The sequence below is a fragment of the Hymenobacter crusticola genome, assembly GCF_002154225.1.
Taxonomy (GTDB): Bacteria; Bacteroidota; Bacteroidia; order Cytophagales; family Hymenobacteraceae; genus Hymenobacter; species Hymenobacter crusticola.
In genome coordinates this window covers 498677-519617 of record NZ_MTSE01000004.1, presented here as the reverse complement: position 1 = coordinate 519617, position 20941 = coordinate 498677, and the positions used below count along the sequence as shown (strand labels likewise).

General features: G+C 57.0%; 16 protein-coding genes. 5 read left to right on the top strand and 11 right to left on the bottom strand.

Going from position 1 to position 20941, the window contains the following annotated elements; translation table 11 throughout:
- Positions 1–8 precede the first annotated feature (8 nt).
- Both BXP70_RS11225 and BXP70_RS11220 read left to right on the top strand, forming a co-directional pair.
- Positions 9–446, top strand: coding sequence for a DoxX family protein (locus BXP70_RS11225; protein ID WP_086594150.1), 438 nt, complete (start codon positions 9–11; stop codon positions 444–446).
- A gap of 62 nt (positions 447–508) precedes the next feature.
- The gene (locus tag BXP70_RS11220; RefSeq protein ID WP_086594149.1) at positions 509–2257 is read left to right on the top strand and encodes a M14 family metallopeptidase; all 1749 of its coding nucleotides are present in this window, start codon (positions 509–511) and stop codon (positions 2255–2257) included.
- A gap of 7 nt (positions 2258–2264) precedes the next feature.
- Here the strand turns inward: BXP70_RS11220 and BXP70_RS11215 are convergent, their stop codons facing one another.
- The 6 genes from BXP70_RS11215 to BXP70_RS11190 form a co-directional block, all read right to left on the bottom strand.
- Complete coding sequence (locus BXP70_RS11215) at positions 2265–2978, bottom strand: hypothetical protein (RefSeq protein WP_086594148.1); 714 nt, start codon at positions 2976–2978, stop codon at positions 2265–2267.
- A gap of 41 nt (positions 2979–3019) precedes the next feature.
- Complete coding sequence (locus tag BXP70_RS11210; protein WP_143436460.1) at positions 3020–3658, bottom strand: hypothetical protein; 639 nt, start codon at positions 3656–3658, stop codon at positions 3020–3022.
- Positions 3659–3840: 182 nt separating this feature from the next.
- Entirely contained in the window at positions 3841–4482 is a 642-nt protein-coding gene (locus BXP70_RS11205; RefSeq protein ID WP_086594146.1) for a hypothetical protein, read from the bottom strand.
- 177 nt (positions 4483–4659) lie between these two features.
- The gene (locus BXP70_RS11200) at positions 4660–5478 is read right to left on the bottom strand and encodes a hypothetical protein (protein WP_143436459.1); all 819 of its coding nucleotides are present in this window, start codon (positions 5476–5478) and stop codon (positions 4660–4662) included.
- Positions 5479–5523: 45 nt separating this feature from the next.
- Positions 5524–6771, bottom strand: a complete 1248-nt coding sequence (locus tag BXP70_RS11195; protein WP_086594144.1) for a bifunctional 3,4-dihydroxy-2-butanone-4-phosphate synthase/GTP cyclohydrolase II — start codon at positions 6769–6771, stop codon at positions 5524–5526.
- A 162-nt stretch (positions 6772–6933) separates the two neighbouring features.
- On the bottom strand, positions 6934–7992 hold the full coding sequence (locus tag BXP70_RS11190; protein ID WP_086594143.1) for a proline iminopeptidase-family hydrolase: 1059 nt from the start codon (positions 7990–7992) through the stop codon (positions 6934–6936).
- A gap of 230 nt (positions 7993–8222) precedes the next feature.
- Between BXP70_RS11190 and BXP70_RS11185 the strand changes: the two genes are divergently transcribed.
- A complete protein-coding gene (locus BXP70_RS11185) occupies positions 8223–9371 on the top strand; it encodes a glycoside hydrolase family 172 protein (RefSeq protein WP_086594142.1) in 1149 nt (382 codons plus the stop codon).
- A gap of 40 nt (positions 9372–9411) precedes the next feature.
- On the opposite strand, the gene BXP70_RS11180 is transcribed toward BXP70_RS11185, so the two are convergent.
- The 4 genes from BXP70_RS11180 to dnaG all read right to left on the bottom strand — a co-directional run bounded on the left by BXP70_RS11180 (position 9412) and on the right by dnaG (position 15065).
- Positions 9412–10608: a glycosyltransferase gene (locus BXP70_RS11180; RefSeq protein ID WP_086594141.1), complete on the bottom strand. Its 1197-nt coding sequence runs from the start codon at positions 10606–10608 to the stop codon at positions 9412–9414.
- Positions 10605–11819, bottom strand: coding sequence for a glycosyltransferase family 4 protein (locus BXP70_RS11175; protein WP_143436458.1), 1215 nt, complete (start codon positions 11817–11819; stop codon positions 10605–10607). Before BXP70_RS11175 ends, BXP70_RS11180 begins: the two co-directional genes overlap by 4 nt.
- Before the next feature lie 91 nt (positions 11820–11910).
- The gene (locus tag BXP70_RS11170; protein ID WP_245849601.1) at positions 11911–12933 is read right to left on the bottom strand and encodes a potassium channel family protein; all 1023 of its coding nucleotides are present in this window, start codon (positions 12931–12933) and stop codon (positions 11911–11913) included.
- A 74-nt stretch (positions 12934–13007) separates the two neighbouring features.
- Positions 13008–15065, bottom strand: a complete 2058-nt coding sequence (gene dnaG, locus BXP70_RS11165; RefSeq protein WP_086594139.1) for a DNA primase — start codon at positions 15063–15065, stop codon at positions 13008–13010.
- 189 nt (positions 15066–15254) lie between these two features.
- On the opposite strand from dnaG, the gene BXP70_RS11160 reads away from it, so the two are divergent.
- Positions 15255–17297, top strand: a complete 2043-nt coding sequence (locus tag BXP70_RS11160) for a S9 family peptidase (protein ID WP_086594138.1) — start codon at positions 15255–15257, stop codon at positions 17295–17297.
- A 221-nt stretch (positions 17298–17518) separates the two neighbouring features.
- Here the strand turns inward: BXP70_RS11160 and BXP70_RS11155 are convergent, their stop codons facing one another.
- Positions 17519–18202: a head GIN domain-containing protein gene (locus BXP70_RS11155; protein ID WP_086594137.1), complete on the bottom strand. Its 684-nt coding sequence runs from the start codon at positions 18200–18202 to the stop codon at positions 17519–17521.
- A 373-nt stretch (positions 18203–18575) separates the two neighbouring features.
- On the opposite strand from BXP70_RS11155, the gene BXP70_RS11150 reads away from it, so the two are divergent.
- Positions 18576–20912 (top strand): S9 family peptidase, encoded by a 2337-nt coding sequence (locus BXP70_RS11150; RefSeq protein WP_245849600.1) that lies wholly within the window; start codon positions 18576–18578, stop codon positions 20910–20912.
- Positions 20913–20941 lie beyond the last annotated feature (29 nt).

Below are 20941 nucleotides of genomic sequence, written 5' to 3'. Positions count from 1 at the left end.
AAACGACAATGGCTTTATTCGAAAACCGTTACCGCACCCACGACCTAGGTTTGCTTTTGCTGCGTATTGGCATTGGTATCATGTTCTCCATCCACGGGTACCCCAAGCTTATTGGCGGGCCGGAGAAATGGGCCGAAATCGGGGGCGTAATGGGGATGTTCGGTATCAGCGCTTCGCCGGTTGCGTGGGGCTTTCTGGCGGCGGCAGCAGAAGCTATTGGCGGTCAACTCTTGGCCTTTGGATTATTTTTCCGCCTGGCCTGCGTGCTGCTGCTAGGCACAATGATCGTCGCCACGGCCATGCACCTACTAAAGGGCGACGACTTCAACACGTATTCGCACGCGCTGGAATCAGCTTTCTTGTTCTTGGGTCTGCTCTTCGCGGGTCCTGGCAAGTACAGCGTCGATCAACTCTTGTTTCCCGCGGAGCCTGAGTGGGAGGAATAGCTAGCTTATGCTACAAATTCCGGCGCTAGCCTAGCTTTGCAGCTTAGCCATTCATCTCCTTCATGCTCGCTCTTCTTCTCTCCACGCTGCTCGCCGCTACTCCGACGCCCAAACCCGATTGGCGCACGCCCTTTGAAAAAGGCGACGGCAACACGACCACCACGTACACCGAATGCATTGCCTACTATCAAAAGCTCGACGCAGCGTACCCCGAAGTCAGCATGCGCGAAGCAGGCCTGACTGATATTGGCCAGCCTCTGCACGAAGTAGTTATTTCCCTCGACGGCGACGCTGATCCAGCTTCGGTGCGGCGCAAAAACCGGCGCGTCGTGTTTGTTCAGAATGGCATTCACCCTGGCGAGCCAGAGGGCATTGATGCGTCCATGATGCTGGCCCGCGACTATGTGCAACGGAAGGAGCTGCGGCAGCAGCTCGAAAACGTCACGCTGGTAATTATTCCGGCATACAACGTCGATGGCATGCTGAACCGCTCGGCTACGAGCCGCGCTAACCAGAACGGTCCGCAGGAATACGGCTTCCGGGGCAACGCACGCAACCTCGACCTGAACCGCGACTATATCAAGGAGGATTCGCGCAATGCCCGCTCCTTCGCGCAGCTCTTCCAGCGCTGGCAGCCCGACCTGTTTGTGGATACGCATACCTCCAACGGCGCTGATTACCAGTACGTGATGACGCTGATTGACACGCAGAAAGACAAGCTCCACCCCGCACTAAGCCAGTACTTACAGAAAACCATGCTGCCGGATTTGTACAGTGGCATGGGCAAGAAAAAGTGGCCTCTCACGCCGTACGTCGATTTTGAAGGCCGTACCCCCGAAAGCGGTTTGCGCGGCTTCCTGGAAACACCGCGTTACTCCACGGGCTATACGACGCTGTTCAACACCATCGGCTTCATCACCGAGACGCACATGTGGAAGCCCTTCACGCCGCGGGTGCGGGCCACGTATGATTTTCTGGATCTGTTGGTTCACCTAGCCCACCGCGACGCCGCCCAGCTGGCGCAGGCACGCGCTACTGCCGAACAGCAGCTGCGTACGCAAACGGAGTTCCCCCTAGGTTGGCAGCTCGACACTACGAACGCCGACAAGGTAAACTTCCGGGGCTACGAAGGTCGCACCAAAACAAGCGAAGTCAGTGGGCAACCGCGCTTGTCCTACGACCGCAAAGCGCCTTTCACCCGACCCGTTACGTTTTACAACACCTACCGCCCTACCATTACGGTGCGGCGTCCCGTGGCTTATGTGATTCCGCAGGCGTGGGGGGAAGTGCTCGATCGGCTGCGCCTCAGCAATGTGCGCCTGCAGCGCCTACGCCGCGATACCACCCTCACGACCGAAGTGTACTACGTGGAAGACTACAAAACTGCCCCGCGGCCCTACGAGGGGCACTACCTGCACAGCCAAGTGAAGCTACGCACTGAGCAGCAACCCCTGCCCTTCCGCCGCGGCGACTACGTAGCCTACCTCGACCAGCCCGCCGTGCGCTACCTAGTAGAAACTCTAGAGCCGCAGGGCACCGACTCCTTTTTCGCTTGGGGGTTCTTCGACAGCATTTTGCAGCAAAAGGAATACTTTTCCGATTACGTATTCGAGGACCTAGCTGCTGAGCTACTTAAGCGCGACCCGCAGCTGCGGCAGCAGCTCGACGCCCGCCGCCAAGCCGATCTGGTGTTTGCCAAGAGCGGTGCCGCCCAACTCGATTTTGTGTACCGCCATTCTGCGTATTACGAGAAGTCGCACCTGCGCTATCCGGTCGTACGCTGGCAAGGTGGAGCACTGCCCGTAGAGTGATACTTGCTTACTCGGTGGGTAAGGCGGGCTCTTGTTGGAGCTGCGGCGCTTGCAGGGAATTGGCGTAGTTGACCAGGAAAGCTAGCTCTCGGGCATTCTTGAAGCTTAGGTCGTTGTCCTTCGCATAAGCCTTAATTTCTGGTGCCTGTTTGGAAAAATAGGCCAGCAAATCTCGTTTGGTCTTGCGCAGCGTCACAAGTTTCCCCTCGTCCGTAGTCAGGTAAAACGTTGTTTGTATTTCGCTGTTGCTATAGCGGCGCAGCCGCTGATTGTTATTCGAAGCTACTACATAGGTATAGCTAATTGGCTGCTTGCGGCGTAACAAGATAACTGGACCTTCGCTGAGCTGCTCGAAAAAGGCCCACATCTTGAGCTCAGGTGCTTGCTTGGTCGACCAGGGGTACGAATACGAATGAAAGATGCGGGTAAGCGCCACGTACTGTTCCTTCTTTTGCGGAGCCGTCTCCCCGCGGATGGCGAAAACCCGTACCGCTTGGGCAGGCAGCGTGTAGATGGTATCGTTTGCCCTCAAGTCTAGCTTGTTGCTCATCCAGTCCAGGCTAATTTCTCCCTTCACCACGGCACCGCTCGTTAGCATCACGGCACCTTCCGCAAATTGTCCCGCGTTGGGGTTTAGCACCAGGGTTTGTACTTGCGCCTGTACGCTGACACTCAGCAACAAACCAATGAGTGCCGCCGCAATGCGTCGCGTGTTTTGCATACGCCCAAACAGTAGTTATTTCTTCCTAGTTGCTATACGAGTTAAGGCTGCAACGTGGCCAAAGAATTAGCGTAGTTCACGATGAAAGCTAACTCCCGCGCATTGGTGTAGCGCAGATCATTCTCCTTGACGTACTGCTCAATTCGGGCAGCTTGGTGCTTGAAAAAGGCGAGTAAGTCTTTCCGGGGAGATTTCAGCGGCAGCACGTTGTTGGTGCCAGATGCTAAAAAGAAGTTGTCTAGGCTAGACATGCGTACCATGCTGCCAGTGAAGATGGGGGAAGGCCGCTGATAACGCAACAGCACAATTGGCCCGTCACTGATTTGCTCAAAGAAGGCCCAAGTAGATTGCAAAGTGCTCTTGCTCACGACGTGGTAAGGCCGAAACACACGCAGCGTCGACACCAACTTGTCGGCTCTGATTCGCTCCTGCTCTTCTTCTACCGCTACGCAGTTCACAACGTGCGCCGGATAAGTGTAGACAGTGTCGTTTGCCATTTCCACCTGCACCACGCCCGTCGCCGGATAAAGCATAATGGTGCCCCGCAGCTGGGTTCCGTCGGAGAGTACGATGGCGCCCACATTGTAGTGCTGCGGGTAGCCAACTAGTTGCGCTTGCGTCGCTTGATCCGTCAGCAAGCTTAAGATAACAATAACCGTAACCTTCCAAGACTTCCGCATAATCTGCATTGTTGTAGGACAAGAAAACAGACGCTTAGACTAACTCACTAAAGATACCTAGCTGGTGTAGATACCGGCTATACGGTAGGCCATAAATTTTGTGGCTAAGAAAGCAAAAAGCCTCGTGCAAACGAGGCTTTTTTCAATACCAGTAACCCTTAAAGTAATAAACTACCGGCTGCTCACTGCCCAGGAGCGTTTTGCAACGAATTGGCGTAGTTTACGATGAAAGACAACTCGCGCGCGTTGGTGTAGCGCAAGTCATTTTCCTTCACGTATTGCTCAATTTGGGGTGCCTGTTTTTTGAAAAAGGACAGCACATCCTTGCGCGGGTAGCGCAACGGTACCACGCCGTTGGACCCGAGCGCTAGAAAGAAGTTGTCAGTGCTAGGGGTATACGAAGCGCTCATGGCCGCGTAGGGCATAAACCGCTGGTAGCGCAACAGCTTGACGGGTCCGTCGCTGATCTGCTCAAAGAAGGCCCAAATAGGTCCCCCAGGGTTTTTACTCATCACGTAGTACGGACGAAAAACGCGGCGCGGAGATACCAGCTTGTCGGCCGTGATTCGCTCCTTATGCTCTTCCACCGCCACGCACTGCACCGCCTGCGCCTGAAAGGTATAAACCGAGTCGTTGGCCATTTTTACTTGCACCACTCCCCTGCTCGGATAAAGCATCACCACGCCGCGCAACTTACTGCCATCGGCGAGCACCACGGCGCCGTCGTTGTACTGCTGCGCGTAGCCGAGCGCTTGTGCTTGGGCGGCGTAGGTTGTTGCTATACAAAAAATAATTGCGATAGTATTCTTCCAATATTTCCACATAACCTAGGTTGCTTTTAAGACGACAAATACTTGTGCCACTCATGAAATATACTTATTCTACTCATATGTTACGCCAATGTTAACACATAAATTTTCGTAGCTGTAAAAGAAAAGAGCCTCACATATGTGAGGCTCTTTTTGGTAAGGAGTCAGTAAGAACTAGCACGCTGCTAAACGCTATTGCCTAGGCTGGCTTTGCAGGGAATTAGCGTAATTCACGATGAAGGCCAACTCCCGGGCGTTCGTATAATCTAACTGGTTTTCCTTGGCATACTTCTCAATCTGCTTGGCCTGTTGGCGGAAGGCAGCCAGCAGATCCTTCTTTGGATTGCGTAGTGAGATGATGGTACCACTGGGCGTACCTAGGTAGAAGTTGTCTTTGATTTCAGTGTAGTAGCCCATGGTACGCGGCACGCCGTAGGGGTACCCATAGGCGCCGTACCCGCCAAAGCCATAAGGCGAACCATAGCTAACGGGCCGTTGCACCAGCGACTCACGCCGGAGCAAAAGCGTAGGACCGCTGCTAAGCTGCTCAAAAAACGCCGGTGACTTAAAATCACTGTAGTCGTTGTCGTGGTTCCAGCGGAACACCCGGAACACGCGCACCAAGCTCGTGTCGGGTGTTGTGCGGCGTGCGCGCGGCGTGTAGCCGTAGATGGGGCTACCGTAGTAGTAACCCATCCGAGCGTCGTAGAAGTCGTCAAACTGGTTGCGGTTGCGGTCGAGCCGCTCGCCTTTCACGGCAAAGCTTTGCACCGCCACCGCCGAAAGCGTGCTCACCGTATTATTGGGCATCGATACCAGAATTACATCTTCGTTGCGGTGCAGCGCCAGCGGCCCCTCTATCGTATCGCCATTGGCGAGTAGCACGGTGCCGCCCGCAAACTGTTGCACGAACGAGGAACTAGTACGCTGCGCCCATGCGGTGCCAGCCAACAACAGGTTGATTACCACGGCAAATAAGCCAGCGCTGAAAACGGTACGCATGAGTTTCATAGCCAAAGTATAGAGAAGCCGAAAACGCGTCCCGCCCGTCGCTGGTTATGACTCGTTTGTCACCGTGCCGGACGCAGACGCTACCGGCCGCATTTTAGTCAAAATTGTGTGACCAAGCTTGTCGCGCTTCGTAGTGAGGTAACTTTGGTTATGCTGATTGGGTTCAATCTCGATGGGCACCGTTTCCACGATTTCGAGGCCGTAACCCATCAGGCCCGTGCGCTTGCGCGGGTTGTTGGTGAGCAGGCGCATCTGGGTGATACCTAGGTCGCGCAGAATGGAAGCACCCACGCCGTAGTCGCGCTCATCCATGCCGAAGCCTAGCTCCAGGTTGGCTTCTACCGTATCGCGGCCTTGCTCCTGCAGCTTGTAGGCCCGGAGCTTGTTGAGCAAGCCAATACCGCGGCCCTCCTGGTTCATGTATACCACCACGCCGCGGCCTTCCCGGTCGATCTGCTGCATGGCGCGGTGCAGTTGCGGGCCACAGTCGCAGCGGCAGGAGCCAAAAATATCACCCGTCACGCAGGAGCTATGCACGCGCACCAGTACCGGCTCGGTACCGCTAACGTCGCCTTTCACCAAGGCTAGGTGCTGGGCGCCGTTGGAGCGCTGGGTAAACGAGTAGAGGTCAAAATCGCCCCACTCGGTGGGCATCTTCACGGAGATGTCGCGGGAAATCAAGCTTTCCGCTTTCAGGCGGTATTTGATGAGGTCCTGCACCGAAATCAGCTTCAGATTCCAGCGTTTGGCCACCTCCTCTAAATCGGGTACGCGGGCCATCTCGCCATCTTCCTTCAGAATCTCGACCAGTACTCCGGCTGGCTCAAAGCCCGCCAGCCGGGCTAGGTCGACGGCGGCTTCGGTGTGACCGGCCCGGCGCAACACGCCTTCTTTTCGCGCTTTCAGCGGAAAAATGTGGCCCGGCCGACCTAGGTCAGCGGGTTTGGTTTCGGGGTCGATGAGGGCCAGGATGGTCTTGCTGCGGTCGGAGGCCGATATGCCGGTCGTTACGCCGTTCTTCAGCAAATCGACCGACACGGTGAAGGGCGTGGCGTGCAGGGCGGTGTTGCGCCCGACCATCAGTTCCAGCCCTAGCTCGTCGCAGCGCTCTTCCGTGAGCGGCGCGCACACGAGGCCCCGGCCGTGGGTGGCCATGAAGTTGATTACCTCGGGGGTAGCGCAACGCGCCGCGCAGATAAAATCACCTTCGTTTTCGCGGTCTTCGTCGTCTACCACGATCACTACTTTGCCGGCGCGGATATCGGCAATAGCGTCTTCAATTGAGTCAAGCATATAATGTGCGAGCAGTATAAGGGCCTGCTCAGCCAGAATAACCAACAGCGGCACCGCGAAGTTACGCCTTCGGCGAGTAACTGCGTGGCAGAGCAGCCAAGCAGGCTTTTTTAACGATTTCCCTTAGCCACTCCGTTGCTTCATGGCTTTGTAAGGGGCGAGTTACAGCGCTACCTTCTTCTCGCCCTTGTCAACGCCTAAGATAAACTTGGTCAGGCCCTTCATGTAGGTTTGCTGGTCGTCGTACATACTCATGTGACTACCCTGCGGGCAAGTGAGCGCAGTGCCGTTTTGTACTTGCGTGGCAATCCAGCGCATGTGCTCAGGGTCCATGGTGTCGTATTTGCCGCCGATGGAGAGCACCGGCACGCTGAGCTTGGGCAGGTCTTTGGTCCGGTCCCAGTTGGTGAGTTTGCCGGAGATGCCGAATTCACTGGGCCCTTGCATGGTCACGTAGAGTGACTGATTGGTTTTGCTCATGGCGCGGGTAACGGGCTCCGGGTTAGGCACAATACGGCACAGGTGCTCCGCGTAGAAATTAGGTTCGAGCAGGCCCATGTACCGAGGATTGCTGAAATCCTTCTTGGCTTCGATTTGCCGGATTTCGGCCAGCACTTCGGGCTTCATCTGCTTAGCTAGCACGTTGTCGGCGTACTTGCCGTAGTCGGGGCAGCTCATCATCATGTTCGAGATGATAAGGCCCTTGAGGTTTTGCTGGTACTTAAAGGCATACTCAGCCGCCAGGATGCCACCCCAGGAGTGACCTAGCAGATAGAAGTTGTCCTTATCAAGGTGTAGAGCCTGGCGCACCTGCTCCACTTCCTCCACGTAGCGCGGCAAGCTCCACATGGCCGTATCCTGGGGGTTGTCGGAGTTGCCGCAGCCGAGCTGGTCGTAGTAGATGAACTCGATACCTTCCTGAGGCAGGAAGCTTTCCATGCACTCGAAGTACTCGTGCGTGGCGCCGGGGCCGCCGTTGAGCAGCAGCACTTTGATGCGCGGGTTGTTGCCAAAGCGCTTCGTCCAGACGTTGAATTTGCCTTTCGGTGTGGTGATCGGGATTACCTGTACACCGCCGGTTTTGACCCGGGCTGTGTCGCCAGCGAAGTAAGCAGCGGGGGCAGCCGTGGCAGTAGCCTCCGACTTCTGTTGCGTACAGGAGAAGCTGCCGAGCCCAGTACAGATCAGACTCAGGTGAAGCGCAGTTTTCGAGAAATTCATACGTGCTAAGGGGAAAAAGCGAGGTCGGGCCGGCCGGTGGGTCGCCCCGATTGCTTAAACCTAAGGAGACGCCCCTAGCAATCCAAAAGCCCACAACGCAAAGCCTGCGCTCGGCACGTTGGCCGCATTACAACCGACGCACGCTTCTTCGCACTTTCAATTATGCGAGCGTTTGCGCACCTTGATTTACTGCTGCTCTCATTTCTCCCAAACTACCCACCCGCTCCCTCATGAAATACTTCCTGTGTATCGTGCTGTGTTGTATGTTGTTGAGCACCCTGCCAGGCTTGGCTCAGCGAACTACCTTCAACGGCTTGGGCTCCGACCTAGGTAATCTTTACCGCCTCTCCGATGCCAAGAGCCGCTCCATCAGCCCCGAGAACTTTACGGGGGCAAAAGGCCAAGGCGGGCGCGCCACCACTGGCACCGGCCAAAACGCCTCCCGCGACCTAGGCTTAGGCTGGAAGGTCAGCCCCAGCATTATCATCAAGGCGGGCCAAACGGCGGTGGTCGCCGACATTGAGGGCCCGGGGGCTATCCAACACTTTTGGCTGACGCCGACCGGTTTGTGGCGCTTTTCCATCCTGCGCATTTACTGGGACGACGAAAAAACGCCTTCGGTGGAAGTGCCCGTGGGCGACTTTTTTGGGCAAGGCTGGGGTGAGACGGCCCTGCTCAACTCTATTCCGGTGACCGTGAATCCGGGCAGCGCCTTCAACTCTTACTGGCAGATGCCCTTCCGCAAGAAGTGCCGCATCACGCTGGAAAATATCGACGAAAAGGATATGTACCTGTATTATCAGGTCGATTACACCCTCACCGATGTGCCCTCCGACGCGGCATATTTTCACGCCCAATTTCGGCGCCAGAACCCCACTACGTATAAGGTTCCCTACACTATTCTGGACGGCGTGAAGGGCCGCGGGCAGTACGTAGGCACCTACCTAGCCTGGGGCGTGAACAGCAGCGACTGGTGGGGCGAAGGAGAAATAAAATTCTTCCTGGACGGCGACGGGCAGTTCCCGACCATCAACGGCACCGGCACCGAAGACTACTTCCTAGGTTCCTACAACTTCGAAAACAAGAAAGCGCACCAGTACCAGGAGTACTCCACACCCTACGCGGGCTTACACCAAGTCATCCGCCCCGACGGGCTGTACCGCTCCCAGCAGCGCTTTGGCATGTACCGCTGGCACATTCCCGATCCGATTCGCTTCACTCAGGATCTGCGCGTCACGATTCAGGCCCTAGGGTGGCGCTACAATGGGCGCTACTTGCCCCTGCAAGATGATGTGGCCTCGGTGGCGTACTGGTACCAAACTGAGCCACACGCTCCTTTCCCCGCGTTGCCATCCAAGGATGACCTAGAGGTGAAATAAGGCGCTCTGTTCTAACGGCGCGCTGTTAGCCTAGCTGCTTTTATTTGGCCTGCTGGAAGCGTTGCGTGGGCTGCCACACGGTCGTTTTTACACCGCGCAAGTAGCGCCAATAGCCGAGTAGCAAGGCCGCGTTCATGCTATAGAAGTGCGTAATAAAACGCAAGATGCGCGAATGAAATCCCACGCGGCGCATAAGCCAATCGAACCCGACCAGCGCCAGCATGCCCACCTGCCCAAGCAAGGAAAGCTGATAAAACCAGCCCGCGCCGCGCACCACCAGCACCACGTTGGCCAGCAGCATCAGAAGCAAAAGTTGCGGCGTGTACCAGCGCAGCACCTTGTGTGACCAGAGCGCGAAAGCGCGGCCGTTCCAAAGCGGCAGCAGCAGCCCGCGGAACACTCGCAGGTTCTGAAAATTGCCCGCCGAGATGCGCGCCTTCCGGCGGAACTCCTCCGTCACGCGGTCCGATACATCCTCGTAGCACACGGCCTCTAGCTCGTTGATGGCCTGGTACCCATCGCGCAACACGGCCATAGAGATATAAAAATCATCGACTAGGAACGAGGCCGGCGCCGGGTGATAGGCACGGCGGCGCACGGCAAAGCAGCCCCCGAAGGCCCCAATCATGGCGCCCCACACCACGCCTTCCTGGTACTTAATCATGTTTTCGCGCTCCAGGTACGCCTTTTCTTGACCCGAAATTCCTTCGCGCCGGTGCTCCGGGTTGATGATGTTGCCACCAACCTGCCCGATAACCGGATTCCGGAAGTGTTTGACTAGTTGATAAATCGTATCTGTCTCGAAAAACACGTTGGCATCAGTGAGCACGAGCACTGGGGCCGTGGCCTCTTGGGCCAGGGCTTCAATGACACCGGGCTTGCCGGTGCGCTGGTAAAAAGGCCGGAACCGCACGCCGGGATACTTGGCCGCGAGGCGTTCTACCAGCGCGTTGGTTTGGTCCTGGGAGTTATCAGAGCCGATATAGAGCGTGAGCCGGTCGAGCGGGTACGTAGTGTGGAAGGTGCTGCGAATTTTCTCCTCAATCACCTGCTCCTCGTTGTGCACCGCCAAAAGAATATCGACGGCGGGCAAGTCGGGGGCATTTGGGGCAAATACGTTGGTATTGGGCTGCCTTCCTTTCGCTAACCGACCGAGCAGCACCGGAAACAGCGCGTACGTGTGCGCCACCAGTAGCAAGCTCCCCCAGAGCACAAATATTGCCACCAGATCTATCATACCGTAGCGGGCGTAAAGCGGTGGTAGAGTTCCAGGAAGCGTTCTACCACGCGGCGGTTGTCGTAGAGGCGGCCGACAGTTTCGGCGGCGGCCTCTCCAATTTTTGCACAGTTGATGTCGCCCTGGGAATAGCGCACGATGCGGTCGACCCACTCGCTGGGCTCGTCGCACACGATGATGTCGTCGTTGTTGGAAACGTGAATTCCCTCGGAACCTAGGCCCGTACTAAGGATGCATTTGCCCATGGCCATGCCCTCAATAATCTTGATTCGCATGCCGCCACCCGATAGCAACGGCACCAGCATCATCTCATAGCGTTGCATAAACTCCGCCGCCGACGCGACGAAGCCGTGCATGAACACATTCTTGGCTTTCAAGCGTTGCAGGCGCTCTGGTGGATTTTTGCCGGCAATGTGCAGCTCCATATCGGGCAATTTCTCCTGCACGGCGGGCCACACATTCGTCAAAAACCAATCGAGCCCTTCTAGGTTCGGCAGCCAATCCAGGGAGCCGATCATGAACAAAGTTTGTGGCTGGGGTTGAAGAGCTGGGTCGGGGTGAATACGGGCTAGGTCGACGCCGGCGGGGATGAAGACCACCGGCTCCGTGCAGCCGAGGGCGCGCAAGCGGCGTTGGTCGGGCTCGGTGATGGCCGCAATGGCATCGAAGCGGGGCAAGTATTTTTCTTCAAACTGCTTAACGCCCTTGGCTAGGTGCTGCAAGTAAAAACGGCGCAAGGGGTTCTGGGCCCGCTCGGCGAGCATCTGCCAGATGGTGTACTCCACATTATGCGCCCGCAATATCACGGGCAGGTTAGGCTTCACGCGTTTAATAACATCGAGGTACCAGGCCACAAACGTGCCTTCTACCTGCACCACATCCACGTTTTCCGTTTGCAACAGGTTGGCTAGGGTGTCAGCCAGAGCGGGACTCACAAAGCGCTCTACGTTGTAAGGCAGCTTGCCAACGAGCAAATTTCGCAGGGCTTTCCACGGCGACAGGCGCGTATCAACCGGCACGGGCACCAGCCGCACGTTGGGACCTAGGTGGTCGAGCACATTTGCTTCCTGCCAGTGCTTGTGCGTGTTAGGTGCCACCACCGTCACGCGGTGCCCCGCATGCACGAGGCCCGCGGTGACATCATACATGGCAATGGCTCCCCCATCGGTGGGAGGAAACGGTACGCGAAAGCAAAGCTGAAGAATATGCACGAAAGAGTAACTGAGTGACAGAGTAACGGAGTAACGAGCAATTATCGTGTGGCAAACTTACTCAGTTACTCCGTTACTCAGTTGGCATGGGCTATACGTGAAACTGCTGCATCACGGCCCGCACTTGGTCGTCGGTGCCGAGCAGTAGTAGCACGTCGCCGGGTGCGGGGCGGGTGTCGGCGCTAGGGCTCACGAGCACTTCCCCGTCTTGCAGACGCAGCCCAATAATAGTTGCGCCGGTGCGGGAGCGCACATCTAGCTCGCGAATGCTGCGGCCCTGCCACTCGCGCCGAAACTCCTGATAACGTAGCTCTTCCAGCCGCAGCTTGTTCGGACCTAGGCCACTAATCATGTCTAGGAAGCGGATTACCTCGGGCCGCATAATTAGGTTGGCCATGTGCGAGCCCCCAATCTCGTCCGGCATCACCACCGAATCGACGCCAGCTCGTAGCAGCTTGCTTTCGCTGGTTTTGAGGCTAGCCCGGGCAATAATTTTCAGGTCCGGGTTGAGGCCGCGGGCGGTAAGCGCCACAAATACGTTGTCGGCATCTTTGGGCAGGGCTGTGATGAGGGCGCGGGCCCGCTCTACGCCCGCTTGCAGCAGGGTTTCGTCGGCGGTAGCATCGCCGAAAATAGCGGCAATCGGGCCGGCGCCGTTTTCGGTAGCTGCGCGCAGCAGTTCCTGGTTTTGCTCCACCACCACTACGCGCGCCCCGTTGGCTAGCAGCTCAGCGTAGGCTTTGCTGCCATTGCGACCGAAGCCGCACACAATTACGTGGTCTTTAAAGCTTCTGATTTCCTGGTCGGTTCGGTACATGTTGAATAGCGTGCGCAGCTCCCCGTTGAAGATATACGTGGTGAGCTGCGAAATCAAATAGGCAATAAAAACCAGGTTGAAGAAGATGTACACCGACACGAACAGCCGCCCCGCCGGCGAAAACGGGTGCAGCTCGCCATACCCCACCGTCGAGACGGTGGTAATGGTCATGTAAAAGGCGTCGAGCAGGCTGTAGTGCTCAATCAGCATGAAGCCAATGACACCGATGGTGAGGCTAGCCAACGCCAGCACCAACGACACCATAAAGCGGTTCAAAGCGGCAGCACGCTTCCACATGGGTTTAGAGGGGTATGAAAGCAGAGTGAGCTTTAGCTCTAGTTTTCAATAGCAAAGCTAGCTTGAACGAGGCGTTAGGCTCCTCTCGGAATCACCGTGCCCAGCATGTTACCGAGTTGGTCGTCCATCTGCTTGAGCAGCTTCACGGCGTGCAGCGTTTCCATGAGGGTTTCCTCGTCGAGGGGCTCGCGCAGAGAATCCAGGCGGGCCGATAGCTCACGCTGCACGTTTACTTTGTTTAGGCGCAAGATGGCGTTGTCGCAGGCTTGCTGGAGCTGATCTAGCTCACGCGGCACGTAGATCTGGTGGGTGCTCCAATTGGGGCTCAACTCGTACTTTTCGGTAGCTAGGTCGCTGACCAAGCTCCGAATGTCGCCGCGGCCATGCTGGATGAACGTGCGCACCTCGGGCCAGCGGCCTTGCTCCATTTCTTGGCGGCACAAGTGCAGCATGTCGGCGTAGATGGGCGTGCGGATGGGTGTTTCATCTAGCTGGCTAAACAGGTACTGCGCCACGCTGATGTCTTCGGCCAAGGGCTGCGCGGCGTAGAGCAGCAGCAAGCGCACTACTTCCCGTTCGCAGGCTTGCAGCACGTCGGGCACCGGCTCGGCGTCCGGGTCGGCAGCTGTAGCATCAGCCGCTGATGGACCGAACAGCTCCTCGGTAGCGCCGTACATAGCGGCTTCATCCTCGGGGCTGAGTTCGGGTTGGAACTGCGGGCCTCGGGTAGGCGCTGGCGACGATGCTGGTCTTGCCGCCGTATTGCTACTGCTAGGCGGCGTTCCGCCCGCTGCTTTGCCCGACGAGTTCTTTACTAGCTTGTTATACTCCGTAATGAGCACTTGCTCATCAATGCCGAAGGTGCCGCTGGTTTGCTGCAAAAACACCTGCCGCTTGATCGGGTCGGGCACCTTGGCAATGCTTTGCAGCACCTCACGGATGGCCTCGGCCTTCTTCACCGGGTCGTGGGCGGCTTCCTTGGCTACCAGGTTCGTTTTGAAGCTAATAAAGTCCTGGCTACTGCTATCCAGATACTCCTTAAAGCGCTGGTCGCCGACTTTGCGGATGTAGCTGTCGGGGTCGTCGCCGTCGGGAAACAGCACGACGCGCACGTTCAGGCCGCCTTCCAGAATCAAGTCGATGCCGCGCAACGAGGCCCGAATGCCCGCCGCGTCGCCGTCGTAGAGCACCGTCACGTTGTCGGTGTAGCGCCCGATTAGGCGGATCTGACTCTCCGTGAGCGAGGTACCCGACGAAGCCACCACGTTGCGAATGCCGCCCTGGTGCAAGCTCAGCACGTCGAGGTAGCCTTCCACCAGGTAGCACACTTCCTCGTTGCGAATGGCCTGCCTAGCTTGGTACAAGCCATACAGCACGTCGGACTTGTGGTAGATGTCCGATTCGGGTGAGTTTAGGTACTTGGCGCTCTTGTCGTTGGCCTTGAGCGTGCGCGCCCCGAAGCCAATCACGCGGCCCGAAATGTTGTGAATCGGGAACATTACCCGGCCCCGGAATCGGTCGTAGCGGCGGCCGGTGTCTTTGCCTTGGTCGTCTTTGCGCTCAATGGCCAGACCCGTCTTTTCCAGGTACTTGCGCTCAAAGCCGGCTTTCTCCGCCGACTTCAATAGGTCGTCCCACTGGTCGAGCGAGTAGCCTAGCTCGAAGGTCTTGATGGTCTGCTGGTTCAGGCCGCGCTGGCGCAGATAGCTTAGGCCGATGCTCTGGCCTTCGTCGGTGTCGGTGAGCAGCTTGTGGTAGTGGTCTTTGGCCCAGTTCGAAACGATGTACTGCGAATCCTTATCGTTCTGAATGAGCTGCTCCTCTGGCGTTTTCTCTTCTTCTTGAATCTCAACGCCGTACTTCTTGGCTAGGTACTTCAGGGCCTCCACGTAGCTGGTGCCCTCGATGTCCATAATGAACTGAATCACACCGCCCGCCTTGCCGCAGCCAAAGCACTTGTACAGTCCCTTAGCCGGCGCCACCGAAAACGACGGCGACTTTTCGTGGTGAAACGGGCAACAAGCCCACATATTCTGGCCTTTGCGCTTCAGCGTCACGAAGTCGCCTACCACCTCCACAATGTCGGCGAGGTGTATGATTTGATCAACGGTTTCTTTGGGGATGCGGGCCATACAACAAAGGTACGTCTGCCACTCAGAAGTAACGCATAAGTACCAGTAGTGCTAAGCTGGAGCTAAGTGCGGCATTGTCCTGCTTTAGCTTTTAAATATTTAGCTAAAAATTTGAATTTAACCTAGTTATACCTGTACTTATTCACTCTTTACAACTTCCTTCAAACCATAAGCTTACCTAGCCCGCTGATGAAAAAATCAACTACTATTCTTTGCCTGCTTTTGGCCTTGCTACCGTTGGTGGTGTCGGCCCAAAAGGGCTTGCCGCCACTCATTGATCGGGAGTTACTCTTCGGCGACCCAGAGATTTCGGGCGGTCAGCTTTCGCCCGATGGCAAGTTTCTGTCCTTCATTAAGCCCTACAAAGGTACCCGCAACATTTGGGTGAAAGGCCTGAAGGAGCCGTTCGACAAAGCTAGGCCCATGACCAACGACCAGAGCCGGCCCGTACGCAACTACTTCTGGAGCCGCGACGGCAAGTATCTGCTTTATGTGCAGGATAAAGGCGGCGACGAAAACTTTAATATCTACGCCGTGAACCCCGCTGAAAAGCGGGCTGCCGGCCAAGAAGTGCCTGCTGCCCGCGACCTGACGGGCCTCAAAGGCGTGCGCGTGGAAATTTATAACGTGCCCCTTACCGACCCCAACACGCTCTACATCGGCCTCAACGACCGCGACAAAGCGTGGCACGACCTCTACAAACTGAACCTAGCTACCGGCGCGAAGACGCTGGTGCGCAAGAATACCGACCGCATTTCGAGCTGGACTTTCGACTGGAACGACCAACTCCGCCTCGCCGCTCGCGCGAACGCCGACGGCAGCTACGAGTGGCTGCGCGTGAACGGCGACCAGATGACGCCATTCTACAAAACCTCTCTCGATGAGGACAGCGAAGTCGTTGGCTTTGCCAAAGATAATCAGCACGTTTACCTGACCACCAACAAGGGCGCCGACCGCAACCTCTCGGAAATTGTGCTGATGGCCCCCGCCACGAGCCAGGAAAAACTGTTCGCCGCTGATCCGCAGCACCGCGTGGATGTGGGGGCGCTGGAAATTTCGGAGAAAACGCACGAGCCCGTTCTCGTGGATTACAACGACGACCGGATGCGCCGCGTGTGGCTGGACAAGACGTTTGAGCAGGACTTCAAAACCGTCGCGGCCAAGCTGCCGAATCTCGATGTGTACCCCGTGTCGCACACCACCGATGAGCGCCTGTGGCTACTGTCGGCTACCGATGCTACGCACCCGAGTGTGGCTTACCTCTTCGACCGCCAAACGAAACAGCTTACCAAACAGTACGAAACCCGCCCCAAGCTGCCCGTCGCGGACCTAGCTCCCATGCAGGTGGTGCGCTACAAATCATCGGATGGCTTGGAAATCCCGGCGTATCTGACCTTGCCTAAAGGCGTCGATCCGAAGAACTTACCGGTGGTTATTTTCCCGCACGGCGGCCCGTGGGCACGCGACATGTACGGTTTCAATGCCTACCATCAGTTCCTAGCTAACCGCGGCTACGCTGTACTGTCGCCGAACTTCCGCGCCTCCACGGGCTACGGCAAGAAGTTTCTGGAAGCGGGCAACAACGAGTGGGGCCAGAAAATGCAGGACGACCTCACCTGGGGCGTAAAATATCTGGAAGAGCAGGGCATTGCCGACCCCAAGCGCGTGGGTATCATGGGCGGTTCGTACGGTGGCTACGCAACCCTAGCCGGCGTGGCCTTCACGCCCGACGTGTATGCGGCGGCGGTGGCTATTGTGGCGCCTTCCAACCTAGTCACGCTGCTCAACGCCATTCCGCCCTACTGGGAAGCGGGCCGCAAGCAGATGTACGCCCGCATGGGCGACCCCAATACGGAAGCTGGCAAAGCGCAGATGTTCCGCCAATCGCCCTTAAACTCCGCCGACAAGATTAAGACGCCGCTGATGGTGGTGCAAGGCGCCAACGACCCGCGCGTCAACAAGGTCGAAGCCGACCAAATCGTGGTAGCCCTGCGCGACCGGAACTACCCCGTGCAATACATCCTAGCCCCCGACGAAGGCCACGGCTTTGCCCGCCCCGTAAACAACCTAGCTATGATTGCTGCCTCCGAGAAGTTCCTTTCGGGCTACTTGCATGGTCGCTACCAGGAAAGCATGACACCTGCTGTTGCCAAGCGCCTAGGCGAAATCACCGTCGACCCCAAAACGGTGACGCTTAAAAAAGTAGGAACTGCTACTATGGAGATGAAATAACTTAGTGAGCATTGTTAGTGAGCTCACCAGACCGTCATGCTGAGCTTGTCGAAGCATCTCTACCGCAGTGGTAATTCTGATGTTAACACAACGAAGCGGGAGAGATGCTTCGACCAGCGCAGCATGACGGTCTTCCAACTTTTAGTTGACAACTAAGCAAAAAGCCTCATCCAGAACTGGATGAGGCTTTTTTATGAACCTAGATTGAAGCAGCTAACAACTTAACGTACTCCTACCGACTTGCTTTTATTATGCACATCACTCGCCCCAGAGGCGTGCGACGACAGGCTTTCGGCCGACACGTATGCGTCGCTGGCGCCGCTGGCTTCTACCGTGGCGCGCTTGCTCAGCAACTCGGAGGCGCGATAGTCGCTGCTGCCGCTGATGTGCACCTGCTGGCTCTCTACTTGGCCGTTAAGGCGGATGTCGCTGGCGCCGCTGGCTTCCACGCTGAGGGTAGTAGCTTTCACACCGAGGGTTACGTCGCTGGCGCCGCTGGCTTTGATGGTAAAGGTATTGGCGGAGAAAATCGATTCGCTTTTTACATCAGTAGCGCCACTTAGCTCTAAGCCAGTCAGTTGGGGCGTGGTGATGTAGGCCACTATTTTATTGTCTTTGGTAGGCAGCCAAGTGCGGAGCCCTCCACCGTCTTTGTCGCGGTAGATTCGCAGCACCCCATTTTCCACTTCCGTGCGGATATATTTTAACACATCATCACTTCCTGACTCCAGCACCACCGAGGTAGTTGCCCCTTGCTTTAAGATAATGTTGACCGCGCCGCTCGCCTTAATTGCGCGAAAATCGCCGGTTTGGCGCGTTTGCTTTTCCTGGGCGGAAGCCGAGCAGGAAATCAGACCTAGGCTCAAGGTCAGGGCGCAGAGTTGGAGAGCAGTCGTCGTTTTCATCGGAAAGGGTTTAGAGTTGGTGTTCAGATAGTAAGATGCAGGGAAAAGGCTAGCCGTTGCCTGGCTTCACAAAACGGGATGAATACGTATCTGAGCAACTTATCTAGCTGCATAGCAAACACTCAAATAGTGATCAGACCAGTGTACCCGCGGCGGTCAAAACCCGCCGTACCTAGCTTAGTATCAAGCGCAGAGCTGATAATACAGCCTTTTGGGAATTGAAGCAAATAGGATCCGACCTCCTGATACTCTATTCTATTATGAAGCAGCTACTTGAGCACCTAGGTTGCGCAAGTACGACGTCTCGTTGCGCATTTCCTACTACCTTACGGGCACAGTCATCCTAGCTTTTAGCCTGTTTCTTACCTAACCTATGCACAAGTATTTACTGGCCCTCACGGCGGCGGCTTTTTCCGTTTCAGAAGCCGTGATGGCTCAGCAGCGCCCTGTCCTCACCGAGCAGGATTATGCCCGCGCCGAGCGGTTTATGGGCTACAACACCCAGCCGCTGATCGACGGTAGCGCCGGCCAGCCCCACTGGTTGGCCAATGATCGGTTCTGGTACCGCGTCATGACGGCCAAGGGAAGCGAATACGTGCTGGTGGACCCAGCCCGCAAAACTCGCACCGCCGCCTTCGACCACACCAAGCTAGCCGCCGCGCTTTCCACGGCCAGCGGCAAAACCTACGAGGCCAACCGGTTGCCGTTTCGGGACCTCACGTTTTCGCCCGATGGAAAGTCGATTTCCTTTGTAGCCAGCGGCAAGAGCTGGAAGTATGACCTAGGTAGTGGGCAGCTGAGCCCTGATGCCACGCCGGCCACCAAGCCCAACCCCAACGCTCGCAACGAGGTAGTTTCCCCCGATGGCCAGTTTGCCGCCTACATCAAGGACTACAACCTGTGGGTGCGCAACACAAAAACCGACCAAACCACGCAGCTCACCACCGACGGCATTAAGGACTACGGCTACGCCACCGATAACGCCGGCTGGACGCACAGCGACGCGCCGGTGCTGCGCTGGTCGCCCGATTCGCGCAAAATCGCCACCTTCCGGCAAGACCAGCGCGCCGTAGGCGACATGTATCTGGTGACCACCAACGTGGGCCACCCCAAACTGGAAGCCTGGAAGTACCCGCTGCCCGGCGACAAGGATATTGCGATGATCGAGCGGGTGATTGTGGAAGTAAACAGCCCGAAAGTGGTGCGCCTGCAAGTAGCGCCCGACCCGCACCGCGGCTCGCTGTCGGACGACATTTCGAGCAGCGGCACCTTCGACGACGTAGATTGGAGCCCCGACGCCAAGCAGCTAGCCTTCGTGTCCACTTCGCGCGACCACAAGCAGGAGAAGCTGCGCGTGGCTGATGCTACCACCGGCGCAGTGCGCGAAGTGTTTGAAGAAACCGTGGCAACGCAGTACGAATCGGGCCAGCATGCTATCAACTGGCGCTATTTGCCCAAGACCAAGGAGGTTATTTGGTACTCGGAGCGCGATAACTGGGGCCACTTGTACCTCTACGACGCTGGCACCGGCAAAGTAAAAAACCAGATCACGAAGGGCAACTTTGTGGTGACGCAGCTGCTAAAAGTGGATGAGGCGAAACGCCAGCTCTACTTCCTGGCCGATGGGCGCGAGGCGGGCAACCCCTACTTCACTCACCTTTACCGCATCGGGCTGGACGGCAAGAATCTAACCTTGCTCACGCCCGAAGCCGGTAACCATCAGGTCACGCTGGCGCCCTCGGGCCGCTACTTTATCGACACCTATTCGCAGCCCGACAAGCCAGGCGCGACGGTGCTGCGCGGGGCCGACGGCAAGCTCATTTCGACCTTAGAGAAAACCGATATTTCGCGCCTTACGGCTACCGGTTGGAAGGCCCCCACGCCCATCATGGTGAAAGACCAGGACGGCAAGAATGACCTTTACGGCCTGATGTTCACGCCCACGACGCTGGACCCTGCCAAGAAGTACCCGATTATCAACTACATCTACCCCGGTCCGCAAGGTGGCGGCGTGGGCAGCTGGTCGTTTTCGGCGGCGCGGGGCGACCACCAGGCGCTAGCTGAGCTAGGTTTCGTAGTGGTGGTGATTGAAGGCAGCTGTAACCCGCTGCGTTCCAAGAGCTACCACGACGTCTGCTACGGCAATATGGCCGAAAATACGCTGTCGGACCAGGTGACCGGCATGCGGCAGCTGGCGCAAAAGTACCCGTACATTGATCTAGAACGGGTGGGCATCTGGGGGCACTCGGGTGGCGGCTACGCTACGGCGGCGGCCATGTTCCGCTACCCGGATTTTTTCAAAGTAGGCATTTCGGAATCGGGCAACCACGAAAACCGCAATTACGAAGACGACTGGGCTGAGCGCTACATTGGCCTACTCAAAACCAACGCCGACGGTACTACCAACTACGACAACCAGGCCAACGCCACGTTCGCCAAGAACCTCAAAGGCAAACTGATGCTAGCCCACGGCCTGATGGACGACAACGTGCCGCCCTACAATACGATGCTAGTAGTCGAGGCCCTCACGAAGGCGAATAAGAGCTACGACCTAGTGGTGTTTCCGAACGCCCAACACGGCTACGGCGCCTACTCGCCCTACATGACGCGCCGCCGCTGGGACTACTTCGTGCAGAACCTAGCCGGCGCTCAACCCCCGCATGATTACGAAATGAAGCCCACGCTTGACCCACGCAACGCTGTGCAATAGCAATGCGGTCGATAACCGGTCGGACGCCT